At 66.9% G+C, this 12,081-nt stretch carries 12 protein-coding genes; 2 read left to right on the top strand and 10 right to left on the bottom strand.

The annotated features are described in order from the left end of the window. Nucleotides 1–38: 38 nt before the first annotated feature. Nucleotides 39–1,220 carry a M20 aminoacylase family protein gene (locus ACV229_RS24715; protein ID WP_448085726.1) on the bottom strand — a complete coding sequence of 394 codons (1,182 nt, stop codon included), beginning with the start codon at nt 1,218–1,220 and terminating at the stop codon, nt 39–41. Between the two features lie 136 nt (nt 1,221–1,356). On the opposite strand from ACV229_RS24715, the gene ACV229_RS24710 reads away from it, so the two are divergent. Further along, nucleotides 1,357–2,310, top strand: a complete 954-nt coding sequence (locus tag ACV229_RS24710; protein ID WP_448085725.1) for a LysR substrate-binding domain-containing protein — start codon at nt 1,357–1,359, stop codon at nt 2,308–2,310. Nucleotides 2,311–2,380: 70 nt separating this feature from the next. Here ACV229_RS24710 and ACV229_RS24705 read toward each other — a convergent pair whose 3' ends face one another. From ACV229_RS24705 to ACV229_RS24695, 3 genes are all read right to left on the bottom strand, one after another. Continuing rightward, nucleotides 2,381–2,980 carry an NADPH-dependent F420 reductase gene (locus ACV229_RS24705; RefSeq protein ID WP_448085724.1) on the bottom strand — a complete coding sequence of 200 codons (600 nt, stop codon included), beginning with the start codon at nt 2,978–2,980 and terminating at the stop codon, nt 2,381–2,383. 75 nt (nt 2,981–3,055) lie between these two features. Next, nucleotides 3,056–4,033 carry a zinc-dependent alcohol dehydrogenase family protein gene (locus ACV229_RS24700; protein ID WP_448085723.1) on the bottom strand — a complete coding sequence of 326 codons (978 nt, stop codon included), beginning with the start codon at nt 4,031–4,033 and terminating at the stop codon, nt 3,056–3,058. A gap of 155 nt (nt 4,034–4,188) precedes the next feature. Beyond that, nucleotides 4,189–5,205 (bottom strand): zinc-binding dehydrogenase, encoded by a 1,017-nt coding sequence (locus ACV229_RS24695; protein WP_448085722.1) that lies wholly within the window; start codon nt 5,203–5,205, stop codon nt 4,189–4,191. A gap of 96 nt (nt 5,206–5,301) precedes the next feature. On the opposite strand from ACV229_RS24695, the gene ACV229_RS24690 reads away from it, so the two are divergent. Beyond that, nucleotides 5,302–5,970 carry a TetR/AcrR family transcriptional regulator gene (locus ACV229_RS24690; protein WP_448085721.1) on the top strand — a complete coding sequence of 223 codons (669 nt, stop codon included), beginning with the start codon at nt 5,302–5,304 and terminating at the stop codon, nt 5,968–5,970. Nucleotides 5,971–6,139: 169 nt separating this feature from the next. Here the strand turns inward: ACV229_RS24690 and ACV229_RS24685 are convergent, their stop codons facing one another. The 6 genes from ACV229_RS24685 to ACV229_RS24660 form a co-directional block, all read right to left on the bottom strand. Then, nucleotides 6,140–7,027: an ABC transporter permease gene (locus tag ACV229_RS24685; RefSeq protein ID WP_448085720.1), complete on the bottom strand. Its 888-nt coding sequence runs from the start codon at nt 7,025–7,027 to the stop codon at nt 6,140–6,142. After that, the gene (locus tag ACV229_RS24680) at nt 7,024–7,947 is read right to left on the bottom strand and encodes an ABC transporter ATP-binding protein (RefSeq protein WP_448085719.1); all 924 of its coding nucleotides are present in this window, start codon (nt 7,945–7,947) and stop codon (nt 7,024–7,026) included. Before ACV229_RS24680 ends, ACV229_RS24685 begins: the two co-directional genes overlap by 4 nt. A gap of 136 nt (nt 7,948–8,083) precedes the next feature. After that, nucleotides 8,084–9,139 (bottom strand): ABC transporter substrate-binding protein, encoded by a 1,056-nt coding sequence (locus ACV229_RS24675; protein ID WP_448085718.1) that lies wholly within the window; start codon nt 9,137–9,139, stop codon nt 8,084–8,086. A 58-nt stretch (nt 9,140–9,197) separates the two neighbouring features. Next, the gene (locus tag ACV229_RS24670; RefSeq protein ID WP_448085717.1) at nt 9,198–10,127 is read right to left on the bottom strand and encodes a TauD/TfdA dioxygenase family protein; all 930 of its coding nucleotides are present in this window, start codon (nt 10,125–10,127) and stop codon (nt 9,198–9,200) included. A 204-nt stretch (nt 10,128–10,331) separates the two neighbouring features. Then, the gene (locus ACV229_RS24665; RefSeq protein ID WP_448085716.1) at nt 10,332–11,123 is read right to left on the bottom strand and encodes an alpha/beta fold hydrolase; all 792 of its coding nucleotides are present in this window, start codon (nt 11,121–11,123) and stop codon (nt 10,332–10,334) included. 81 nt (nt 11,124–11,204) lie between these two features. Continuing rightward, nucleotides 11,205–11,531: a DUF4148 domain-containing protein gene (locus ACV229_RS24660; RefSeq protein WP_448085715.1), complete on the bottom strand. Its 327-nt coding sequence runs from the start codon at nt 11,529–11,531 to the stop codon at nt 11,205–11,207. Nucleotides 11,532–12,081: the final 550 nt, after the last annotated feature.

The raw sequence follows: 12,081 nt of genomic DNA, 5'->3' as shown, positions 1-12,081 counted from the left end.
CATCCGGCGCCGCCCCCGTCCGCTGCGCGCGCCGCGCGTCAGCGGAGAAACCGTTCCGCCAGCGCGACCCAATAGCTCGCGCCGATCGGCAGGCACGCGTCGTTGAAGTCGTAGCCGGGGTTGTGCAGCGCGCATCCGGCAGCGCCATTGCCATTGCCATCGCCATTGCCGATCGACAGATAGCTGCCCGGGCACGCGTTCAGCATGAACGCGAAGTCCTCGCTCGCCGCGATCGGCTGCAGATGGTCGATGACGGCATCGTCGCCGCCCCAGTCGTGCGCGACCTGCCGCGCGAACGCCGTCTCGGCCGCGTGATTGACGAGCACCGGATACGCATGGCGATAGTCGATCTCGGCCGTCGCGCCGTAGCTCGCCGCCTGCCCCGCGACCGTTTCGCGGATGCGCCGCTCGAGCAGCGCGCGCACGTCGGGCGACAGCGCGCGCACGCTGAGCTCGAGGTCCGCGTGCGGCGGAATCACGTTCGACGCGGTGCCTGCATGGATCGACCCGGCCGTGATGATCGCGAGATCCTGCGGGTTCACGTTGCGCGACACGATCGTCTGCAGCGCCATCACGATCGACGCGCAGACGACGACCGGATCGACCGTCGCATGCGGCACCGCGCCATGCCCGCCGCGGCCCGTCACGCGCACGCGCACCTCGTCGGCCGACGCCATGAACGCGCCGTCGCAGAAGCCGATCTTGCCAGCCGGCAGGCCCGGCACGTTGTGCATCGCGAACACCGCGTCGCACGGGAACTGCGTGAACAGGCCGTCGTCGATCATCCGCTTCGCGCCGCCGAGCCCTTCCTCGGCCGGCTGGAAAACCAGGTTCAGCGTGCCGCTGAAGCGCGCCCGCTCGGCGATGCAGCGCGCGGCGGCCAGCAGCATCGCCGTATGGCCGTCGTGGCCGCATGCATGCATCACGCCGTCGATCCGGCTCGCGTACGGCAGCCCGGTCGTCTCGCGGATCGGCAGCGCGTCCATGTCGGCGCGCAGGCCGAGCCGGCGCCCGGCGCCGCGCGTCAGCGTGCCGACCACGCCCGTGCCGCCGAGACCGCGCGTCACCCGATAACCCCACGTTGTCAGGCATCCGGCCACCAGGTCGCTCGTCGCGTGCTCGTCGAAGCCGAGCTCCGGATGCGCGTGCAGCCGGTGGCGCAGCGCAGTCATTTCCGCTTCGATCGCCGCCATTTCGGGATAAATACGTTCCGGACCCACCACCGACACTCCTCGATTCCGTTGCTCTGCCGATCGCCGGGACGGCGAATCGTGGAAGGATCGTATGCGGCAAAAATCCGCTGGAACAGCCCCGGTTTCGTTATGATGACAACCTTTCGTTGTCGGGTTTGTCACCATGAAGCTGCATCAGCTGCAGGCGCTCGTCGCGAGCGCGGAAGCGGGGAGCATTCGCGGCGCGGCGCGCGCGCTCGGGCTGTCGCAGGCGGCCGTCACGCGGGCGCTGCGCGAACTGGAGGCGAGCGAGCGCCTGCCGCTGCTTGTGCGCGCGCCGGAAGGGATCGGCTTCACCGACTACGGCCGGGCGCTGCTCACGCACGCGAAGCTCGTGCTCAAGCAACTCGAACACGCGCAGAGCGATCTCGCGAAAATGCGCGGCCGCGTCGAGGGACGCCTGAGCGTCGGCGTCACGCCGTGGCTCACGCTGACGTTTCTCGCCGAGACGGTCCTGCTGTTCCGCGAGCGGATGCCCGACGTGCGCCTCGAACTGTATGAAGGATTGATGGCCGTCACGCAACCGCTGCTGCGCGACGGCAGCATGGATTTCGCGCTCGGGCAGGTGCAGCCGGGCGCCGCCGCGCAGGAGTTCGCGTGCGAGCCGGTGCTGACCTACGAGACGTCGGTGATGGTGCGCGCGGGCCACCCGCGCGAGCGCGCCCGCTCGATCCACGACCTGCTCGACCAGGACTGGGTGCTGAACTTCACGGCCGACGGCCAGGCCGCGCTCGTCGATTACCTGTTCACGCAGCACGGCGCGCAGATCGACGAGCGGCGCATCGTCCGCGCGCAATCGGTCGCGATGCTGCAGACAATGCTCGAACAGGCCGACATGTGCACGTGGTGCCCGACGATCCTCGCCGCCGTGCCGCCGTCCGGCGAGCGGATGCGCGTGCTCGCGCTGAAGGAGACGTTCGAGCCGCGCGACCTCGGCATCGTCACGCGCCGCAGCAGCACGCTGAGCGACGCGGCGCGCTGCTTCATCGACTGCCTGCTGCAGGTGATCCGGCGGCATGCGCGCTCGGCGCGCAAGGAGGACCTTGCGCTGTTCCGCACGCTGACGCTGTTGATCTGACGCGAATCTCTGCGGATTTGCGGGGAGATGGGGCGGCGCTTGCCGCCCCGTTTCCGCCGTTCGAAGTGTTCTACGCGACGACCCAATCGCGGCCAGCAATCGGACCACCCGCCTGCTGCATGCGACCGCCCGAAACCAGACCGCCAAGATCAACGGGTGCGTAGCCAAAATCGTTGACGAGTCCGATCACCACTGCCTTTGCGTCGTTGTCGTCACCGGAGACGAAGATCACGCGCTTTCCGTCATGAAACTTCGGGCCTTTGTCGTAGTGCTCCATGCGGATGGCATTGAACGCCTTGACGACGCGCGCCCCTGGCGCGTGTGCCGCGACGATCTCGCTGGCGCCGGTGCCCCCGAGGTCCGCAAGAACGAGCTCCGGCTCGAGTTGCACAAAGGGGTTGGTGGTATCCACCAGAATGCGACCTGCCCATTGGGGCAACCCGTCCAGGGCCGACGGCACTTGAAGCCATGGAACGGCGAGCATGACCAGTTCGAGCCGGGCCACTTCCTCGACCGTGTCGGCCGACGCCTTCGGACCGAGTCCGGCCACGATATCGCCCAATGCCTGCGGCCCGCGACGAGCGCTGAAGACAACTTCGTGTCCTGCTTGAATGGCGCTGCTGGCGATCGACTGCGCGACAGCACCGGCTCCGATAAAACCAATCTTCATTTCGCACCTCGGCGGCAACGTAAGTGAACGAAGCCATGCTCGTCCGCGAGCACGGCACTTGCGAGAACGGCCAGGTCAGTTCGATGCGCGCAAGTCGAGCAGCACCTTGCCACCCTGGATTGCGTGCGCGACGGCCTCCTGGTAGTCCGCAAGCGGATAGACGGCGGCCACCGGCAGGTCAAGCTCGCCGCGCGCCATCAGGTCAGCAGACGCGTTGATTGCGTCCGCGATATACGGCTGGTATTCGGGAAGGTCGATGTATATGCCGCGCACGACGATGCCGCGCAGATGCAGGTCCACGACCTTGAGCGGCGTGACCGTCTCGCCGCTCGTGAATGCATAGCTCACCAGCGTTCCGTTTTGCGACAGCACGTCGATCAGGCGCGCCGCAGCCGAACCGCTCAGGCCGTCGATGGCCAGACGGACGTTGCCCGGACCGACCGCGGCCCTGGCCTTGTCGATGGCACCTGGCTCATCGACGAGAACGACGTCCCCGCCCGCTTGTTCCAGTTCCTTGACCAGTTCCGGGCGACGGACGAAGTTGACGGTCCGCAAGCCGCGCTTCTTCGCCAGCGCGATCACGGTGCGGCCAATACCGGAGTTGGCCGCGTTCTGCACGACCCAGTCGCCTTCATTGAGGTCGACGAAGCGCTCGAGCAGAAGGACGGCCGTCGGAGGATTGATGCGCAACATGGCCAGTTGATGCGGATCGACGTTGGCAGGCAGCGCAGTCAGCCCCTTGGCCGGGATCGTCAGGCGCTCGCGCCAGGTCAACGCATAAAGCGAGGGCAACACGCGGTCGCCGACCTTCACGTTCGAGACATCCGAGCCGACCTGCAGGACTCGCCCGACGCCTTCGTTGCCCACGATCGAGGGCAACGGCGTCGAATAGGCGAAGCGATTGGTGATGACGGCCAGGTCATTGCCGTTGATGGGGGCATACTCCATCGCGATCAGGACTTCATCCGGGCCGGGGTCGGCCGGTTCCGGAAGGTCAACGAGTTTCAGCGTCTCGACGGGGTCGCCGAAAGCGGTGTTCTGGATGGCACGCATGGCTTGCGTCCTTTCATGAGATGCTTGGCTGGAGAGCCGGGAGGCGATGCTTCCGCACTCGAGGCGCGTTTCGAAATCGTGCAAAAAGCCGGGGTGAACGTTACCGAGCCGCCCGTCATGACGAGGGGCGCCTCGCACTCGCAGCATGCGTAGCGCTAGAACGTCAGCAGCACCGTGCCGGTCCTTCCCCTGCGGTGCGCATGTTCGAGCGCTTCGAGGTAGTCGGTCGCCTGATAGCGTTCCGCTACGGGGAAAAGGTTCGGGAAGTTGCGTGCGAGCTCGAGCGCCTTGGCGACGTCTGCATCGCGCACCGCCGCAGGTTCGAATTGCCAGTTGAACAGCGACACCCCCTTGATGGTCAGCGCGCGCGGGGCGATGGCGCGAATGTCCGTCGCAGCACCGCCCAGGGAGCCGTAGCTGACGATCGTTCCACCGCGAGCGAGGAAGCTCGCGACGTCGGGCAACAGCGCGCCGCCGACGCCATCGAACGCCACGTAGACGGACTTGTTCGCCACCGCATCGCGAAGCTCGTCCCTCCAGCCTTGGTTCTCCGTGACGATGACGGAAAGGTTGGGGCGAGCAGTCTTGAGCGCTTGCGCACTCGCAGCGGAGCCGACGAGCAGGATCGGATTGACGCCCGCTTCGACGAGCAGATGCGTGAGCAGCTTTCCGACGGCGGAATTGGCCGCTGTCTGAATCACCGTGACATCTTCGCGCTTGTCTTCAGGCAACGCATTGTGACCGGCCCGCATCGCGACGCGTGCAGTCAACGTGTTGACCAGCATCTGCGCGGCGACCTCGTCGCTCACTTCATCGGGCACGGGTATCAGCGACTGGACAGGCGCGGCGATCCTGGCGCTCCAGGCGCCGTTGACGGGAAAGAAAGCCACCCGTGTGCCGACCTGGATCCGGTGCGAAGGGGCGATGTCGGCGGCCAGCGCTTCGACCACGCCGACACCCTCGACGCCGGGCACTCGACCTCCCCTCGGGATCGCGGGAGCCGCCCCGAAGGCCGGGGAAGCGGCAATACCCAGCAAGTCGCCCGGATGAACCGGTGCGGCAGACACACGCACAAGCGCCCCTCCGCCCACGAGCGGAGGGGCGTCGGAAAATGCGTCCAGCGTGAGCACCTCGGCGGGCTCGCCATGGCGGGTGTGAACAATTCGCTGCATCACGAACTCCTTCTGCAAGGACTTGATTATTGGAGCGATCGCTCCGTTATGGCAGAATAGGATCGTCTCTACAGCCTGTCAATTATTTTTGGAGCCATGACTACAAAAAAAGATACGCCAGCCCGGCGCGGCCGCGGCAGGCCCTCGACCTTTGATCGTGCGGAAGCGCTGGACCGGGCGATGAAGCTCTTCTGGGAGCAGGGATACGAAGGCACCTCGTTCGACCAGTTGATCCAGGCGATGGGGATCAGTCCCTCGAGTTTCTATAACGCGTTCGGCAGCAAGGAGCAGCTCTACAACGAAGCGACCGACGCCTACCTGAGCCTGTCCGAAGTCTGGTTCGCCGGCAGGCTGTTCGGCACGGCCGACACGCGGGAGGCATTCGAGAAGCTGCTCGAGGCAACCGTCGCGGAATTCACGCGAAACAGCCATCCATCGGGCTGCATGATCTCGCTGGCCGGCACTCACGTGCCCCCCGATCTCGCGTCCATTCGTCAGACGATGGCCGGGCACCGCGCAAACGCCGAAGAGATGATGGCGCAGCGGTTGCGCAAGGGGGTCGAAGACGGCGACTTGCCGCCGGACACCGACGTGCCCGCGCTTGCTGCCTTCTACAGCGCCGTGACCCGCGGAATGGCCGTCCAGGCACGAGACGGAGGCGGGCCGCAAAAGCTGAAGGCGATCGCGGATGTCGCCATGCAGGCATGGCCGGCTCCAAAGGGTCGGGCAAGATCTGCAAGGCCCCGGGGGACTCGCGTTGTCTGACAGGCCGGGCTGCGGGGATGGGTCCGGCGCCTCGGCCGAAAAGCGCCAGCCCGGGCCGATCGTCAAGAATCTCCGGTTCAACCCAAGACGCCGTGGAGAGTCTGAATGCGTTTGCGTAACCCGACGCCTGATCAAGCCAGCGCCGACGCTACGCAACCCTTCCACGCGTTCAGTGCTGAATCCCCCACCGCCGCACGGTCAGCCGCTCGAGCGTATCGAACACCAGATGTTCGACCAGCAGCCCGATCACGATCACGGCCGCGAGCCCCGCAAACACGCGATCCGTATACAGCTCGTTGCGGTTCTGGAAGATGTACCAGCCAAGCCCGCCCTGCCCGGCGCTCGCGCCGAACACGAGCTCGGCGGCGATCAGCGTGCGCCACGCAAACGCCCAGCCGACGCGCAGGCCCGCAAGAATCGACGGCAGTGCGGCCGGCACGAGGATCAGCGCGACCAGGCGCAGCCCCGTGAGCCCGTAGTTGCGGCCGGCCATCTTCAGCGTCGCGGGCACGCCAAGAAAACCCGTGTACATGTTCAGCGCGAGCGGCCACAGCACCGCGTGCACGAGCACGAACAGCAGGCTGCCGGTGCCGAGGCCGAACCACAGCAATGCGATCGGCAACAGCGCGATCGACGGCAGCGGATTGAACATCGACGTCAGCATCGACAGCAAGTCGCGGCCGAAGCGCGTCGACACCGCGATCGACGTCAGCGCGAACGCGAGCACGACGCCGAGCGCATACCCGCGCAGCAGCACCGACATCGAGATACCGGTCTTCACGAGCAGTTCGCCCGACGCAATGCCCTGTACGAACGCGACAAGTGTCGCGCCGAACGTCGGCACGAGCAGATCGTTCGCGACGAGCCGCGCAGTGATCTCCCATGCGGCGATCAGTACCAACGCAATCAGCGTACGGCGGAACCACCCGGCGTCCAGCACACGACGCGCGAACGGCACGGGCGCGGCGCGCTCGGCCTCTGCCGGCGCTTCGAGCGGCAGTTCGTATTCGGCGCGCACCGGTGGCAGCGGCGGCAAGACCTGATGCGGCGTGCTCATCGTGCGGCCTCCTGTTCCCGTGCCGCGTCCGTCTCGAACAGCAGCCGGTGAATGCGCGCGACGCTGTCGCGGAAATCGGCGCGGCCGAGGCTGTCCTGTGAATAGTCGTGGCTGTTGAGCTCCGCGCGCACGCGGCCCGGATGCGGTGACAGCAGCAGGATCCGGTTGCCGACGACGAGCGCCTCCTCGATCGAATGCGTGACGAACAGCAGCGTGAACCGCACGTCGTCCCACAGCCGCAGCAGCTCTTCCTGCATCTTGCGGCGCGTCAGCGCGTCGAGCGCCGCGAACGGTTCGTCCATCAGCAGCACGCGCGGCTGCATCGCGAGCGCACGTGCGATCGCGACGCGCTGCTTCATGCCGCCCGACAGCGTATGCGGATACGCATCGGCGAACGCGGCCAGCCCGACCTTGTCGAGGTAGTGCAGCGCACGCTCGCGCGCTTGCGCACGCGGCAGCTTCTGCGCGACGCGCAGCGGGAACGCGACGTTCTCGGCGACCGTCTTCCACGGCGGAAGCTGGTCGAACTCCTGGAACACGACGACGCGATCGGCGCCGGGGCCGCGCACCGGTTCGCCACCGAGCGAGATCGTGCCGGACACGGGTTCGATGAAGCCCGCGATCGCCTTCAGCAGCGTCGACTTGCCGCAACCCGACGGCCCGAGCAGCACGAAGCGGTCGCCGCCGTAGACGTCGAAGCTCACCTGATTCGTCGCGCGGACGATGCGCGCCTGGCTTCGATACTCGAGACTGACGCGGTCGATCGCGAGCAGGCACTCGCTGGGCGCGGAGAAAGCGGCAACGTTCGGCGACGGCCGGACGTCGGCGTCAGGCGCTTCGGCCGCAGCCCGCGTAACGGGCAACGCGCCCTGACGCGCCGCGGCCGGCAGCGCCCAGCTTCTGGACGTGGTGACGTTCACGATAAGGATTCCTGCAAGCAAAACGTCACCATACGGTCAGCCCGAACACGCACCAACCAATCATTGCGCATATTCAAACCATTGCGGCGCATAAGTGTCGATTGCGCTGCTCGAACGGCCGCCGATGGGCCGGCGTTCAGCTTCCGCCCGCCGTCGCGGGATCGTCGAAGAAGTAGTCGCGCCACGACTTCGGCTCGTTGCGGATCGCGCCGATCCGATACATGAACTGCGCGAGCTTGAACGTGTTCTGCGGCGCGGTCCTGAACTGCACCTGAGGATTGCGCACGAGCGTCAGCAGCAGCGCGCGGTCGATCTTCGAGCCGTTCACGCGGATGTAGGCGTCCGCCGCGCGCTCGGGGTCGGCCGCGATCACGCGCGCGGCTTCCGCGAGTGCCGCGACGAACGCGCGATAGGTTTTCGGGTTCTCGATGCGGAATTTCTCGGTCGCATAGAGCACGGTCGCCGAGCTCGGGCCGCCCAGCACGTCGTACGAATTCAGCACGACGTGCGCGTTCGGATTGCCCGCCAGCTCCTGCTCCTGGAACGGCGGATTGCCGAAGTGGGCGGTGATCACGCTGCCGTTCGCGAGAATCGCGGCCGTCGCGTCGGGGTGCGGAATCGCCTGCGTGAGACCGTCGAGCTTCGCATACGCGTTGTCGCCCCACTGCTTCGCGGCCGCGTATTGCAGCACGCGCGACTGCACGGACACGCCGACGGCCGGCACCGCGATGCGGTCCTTCGCGGTGAAGTCGGCGATCGTCTTCACGTTCGGATTGTTGCTGACAAGGTAGTACGGCAGGTTGCCGAGCGACGCGACGCCCTTCACGTTCTGCCGGTCGTGCGTGCGGTCCCAGACCGTCAGCAGCGGGCCGACGCCCGCGCCCGCGATGTCGACCGCGCCCGACAGCAGCGCGTCGTTCACGGCCGCGCCGCCCGACAGGCGCACCCAGTCGACCTTGATGTCGAGGCCGGCCTTGCGTCCTTCCTTCTCGATCAGCTGCTGGTCGCGCGCGACGTTCAGCATCAGGTAGACGACGCCGAACTGCTCGGCGATGCGGAGCTGCCCTTCGGCGAGCGCGGGCCGCGCGGCCCCGAGACCCGCGACGGCGATCGCCGCGGCAAGCGTGGTGACGACCGCACGGCGTGCGGACAACGTCGTGCGGGCGAGCGCCGCGCGAATCGAAAACGACATCGGAACTCCGGTCGGAAAAGGGGAAAGCGGGCGTGCAGGCAATGAAGCGGCGCGCCGGTCAGAACGGCGCGTCGCCTTCGATCGTCGTGCGATACAGCTTGCGGCGCAGGTGATCCGGCGTACCGGCCGCCAGGTGCATCAACGAGCGGTTGTCCCAGAACACGAGGTCGCGGTCGCGCCACGCGTGCCGGTACAGATGGTCGTCGCGCACGCTGTGCGCGAACAGCGCGTCGAGCAGCGCGCGGCTTTCGTCTTCGGGCAGGCCGACGATGCGCGTCGTGAAGTGCTCGCTGACGAACAGCGCGCGGCGCCCCGTCTGCGGGTGCGTGCGCACGACCGGATGCACGACCGGCTTCACCTGTGCGATCTGCTCGGCCGACAGGTTCGGCCGCCACGGGCTGCGCGCCTGCAGTTCCGCATAGCGCGCGAGATACGTGTGCTCGGCACGCCGGCCTTCGACTGCGCGCCGCAGATGCGCGGGCAGCGTCTCCCACGCGAGATGCATGTTCGCGAACAGCGTGTCGCCGCCTTCGGACGGCAGTTCCTGCGCGTGCAGCAGCGAGCCGAGACTCGGCTTCTCCTTGTACGACAGGTCGGAATGCCAGAAGTGGCCGGCGTCGCCGAGCCCGATCGGCTTGCCGTTCTCGACGATGTTCGACACGACCAGCACTTCCGGATGCCCGGCCAGCGCGAACTGGTGCAGCACGTGGATCTGCAGCGGACCGAAGCGGCGGCTGAACGCGATGTGCTGCTCCGGCGTGATGCGCTGGTCGCGGAACACGAGCACGTGATGGTCGAGATGCGCGCGGTGGATGCGTGCGAAGTCGGCGCCGCCGAGCGGCTTCGACAGGTCGAGACCGATCACCTCGGCGCCCAGCGGCCCATCGAAAGCGCGAATCTCGAAGTGCTGCGGCTCGGCATCCGGCGACGGTGCGGCGATCCGGACGGACGGCCTGTCCGCAGCAGTGTGGGTAGCAATGATGGTCACGAAGCAGGCCCCGTCGAGTGCGATGAAAACGCGAATCTACGATCGCGCGTCGCGGCCCGTCAACGAAGCATATTCGATACTTTTATCTGCTGAAGCGATAAGGACGACTACTGCTGCATACGGCAGCGGCCGTCCCGGCTTCGCCGAGACCTCGGGTTGTCGCGCGATCGATGGAAAAAGCTCCGGCCACGGCGCCGCGTTCGCTCACTGCGCATCCTGCTTCGCGCGCACCGCGGCCGCGATGATCGCATCGGCCACCGCCTTCGGCTGGCTCAGCATCGCGACGTGGCTGCCGTCCACGCGCGTCACCGTCGCACCGATCCGCGTGGCCATCGCCTGCTGCAGCCTCGGATCGATCATCCGGTCCTGCGTCGTGACGACGAAGGACGACGGCTTCGCGTGCCACGCGGCCTGCGCGACCTTGTCCGCGATGCAGCCGCCGTACCACGGCCCCTGCGTCGCCGCGACGATGTGCTGCTGCGCCGCCGGCAGATCGGGCGCGAAGTCCTCCGCGATCGCCTTGTCCGACAGCCGCGTGAAGCCGCCCGCATCCTTGCGCAGCTCGCCCGCCCACGCCGGCGGCGGCAGCCCCTGCGTGACGTCGGCGATCGACTGGCCGTTGTCGGGCGCGAACGCCGCGACATAGACGAGCGATTTCACCTTGTCGTCGTTGCCGGCATCGCTGATCACGACGCCGGCCCACGAATGACCGACCAGTACGACCGGGCCCTGCTGCTGGTCGATCGCGCGCCGCGTGGCGGCCACGTCGTCCGCGAGCGAACTGAGCGGGTTCTGCACGGACACGACGTGCAGCCCGCGCGCCTCGAGCAGCGGAATCACGCGGTTCCAGCTCGAACCGTCGGCGAACGCGCCGTGCACGAGGACGACATTGGTGCCGTTCAGGTCGTCCTGCGGCGCGGCATGCGCGGCGACTGCGCCCAGCAGCCCACCCAGTACCGCCGCGGATACCAGAACCCGTTTCATCAAACGAATCATCTCGAAGCTCCTTGGTGTCGTGTTGTACAGATGGTGTGCCGCGCCGTCGCCGTCCGAACGCGGCGACGGCGCGGCAACGGATCACGAATGCGCATAGAGGTCGTCGGCACTGCGTCCCGAGCGCGCCGGCATCTCGTCGTGATGGCGGTCCTGCGCGGACATGCCGGCCATGTTGTCGCCGTCCGATTTCGACGGGCCGTTCTGGTCGGCACGTGCGACCTGCTGCTCGGCGGCGACAACGTCGTCCGGATAGTGCGGTTCGCTGCGGGCCGGGTTGTAGCCGGCCTGCTCCAGCCGGGCCAGTTCGGCGCGCACGTCGGCGCGCGTGAGGCCGTGTCCGGCATCGGCGAAGGACAAGGCGGGCGCAATGGCAAGCACGGCTGCGGCGAGGATTCGGGCGGTGTTCATGAGCGTTCTCCTGAGGTTGGCAAGCAGATCGTTCGGCTTCCGATTCGATATCGGTTAGCAGATCAGCTTGCGTGTCGACAGTAGAACCCGGCAACGTATCGCGCATGTTTCCGCAACAGGGGCCAGCGCATGTCAATGTTTCCCGGGTGGCCGCAGATACAGTGGGATACAAAATCGAGTGATGCTGTGCCGCCCTCTCTTCGACTGTCGCTCAGGCGCCGGCGCCCGCGTCATGCGGCCGACATACAGCACACATGCCCCGCTGCACCGCATCCCGAAACCGCGCAAAAGAGGTTCATCGAGGTTTACCGGGGCACGCGGGGCGACCGTCGGCGTTCGGGCAGTTTCGGTCGTCCGCGGGGTTGCAAGCCAATGACGGCTTTTCGTTGAAGACAGGTCGGGGGTTCTTTCTGCCGATCGATCTTTCACGAGGAGCAACAGGAGTGCCACGGGTTATACGCGCTCAACTGGCTCGCGTTGATTCAACGGACGAGTCGATCATGATTGACGCCATACTGATCACCCCTGCCGCAGCAATTGGCGAGCCTGG

This window comes from Burkholderia sp. MR1-5-21, assembly GCF_053427715.1.
Note: the sequence above shows the minus strand (reverse complement) of the source record. Positions and strands in the feature narration are given on the sequence as shown.

What these genes read in the sequence shown, in the direction of transcription:
- ACV229_RS24695 (WP_448085722.1), bottom strand. Translation starts at nt 5,205, where the DNA reads ATGCAGCGAATTGTTCACACCCGCCATGGCGAGCCCGCCGAGGTGCTC.
- ACV229_RS24705 (WP_448085724.1), bottom strand. Translation starts at nt 2,980, where the DNA reads ATGAAGATTGGTTTTATCGGAGCCGGTGCTGTCGCGCAGTCGATCGCC.
- ACV229_RS24710 (WP_448085725.1), top strand. Translation starts at nt 1,357, where the DNA reads ATGAAGCTGCATCAGCTGCAGGCGCTCGTCGCGAGCGCGGAAGCGGGG.
- ACV229_RS24675 (WP_448085718.1), bottom strand. Translation starts at nt 9,139, where the DNA reads ATGTCGTTTTCGATTCGCGCGGCGCTCGCCCGCACGACGTTGTCCGCA.
- ACV229_RS24685 (WP_448085720.1), bottom strand. Translation starts at nt 7,027, where the DNA reads ATGAGCACGCCGCATCAGGTCTTGCCGCCGCTGCCACCGGTGCGCGCC.
- ACV229_RS24660 (WP_448085715.1), bottom strand. Translation starts at nt 11,531, where the DNA reads ATGAACACCGCCCGAATCCTCGCCGCAGCCGTGCTTGCCATTGCGCCC.
- ACV229_RS24665 (WP_448085716.1), bottom strand. Translation starts at nt 11,123, where the DNA reads ATGATTCGTTTGATGAAACGGGTTCTGGTATCCGCGGCGGTACTGGGT.
- ACV229_RS24690 (WP_448085721.1), top strand. Translation starts at nt 5,302, where the DNA reads ATGACTACAAAAAAAGATACGCCAGCCCGGCGCGGCCGCGGCAGGCCC.
- ACV229_RS24700 (WP_448085723.1), bottom strand. Translation starts at nt 4,033, where the DNA reads ATGCGTGCCATCCAGAACACCGCTTTCGGCGACCCCGTCGAGACGCTG.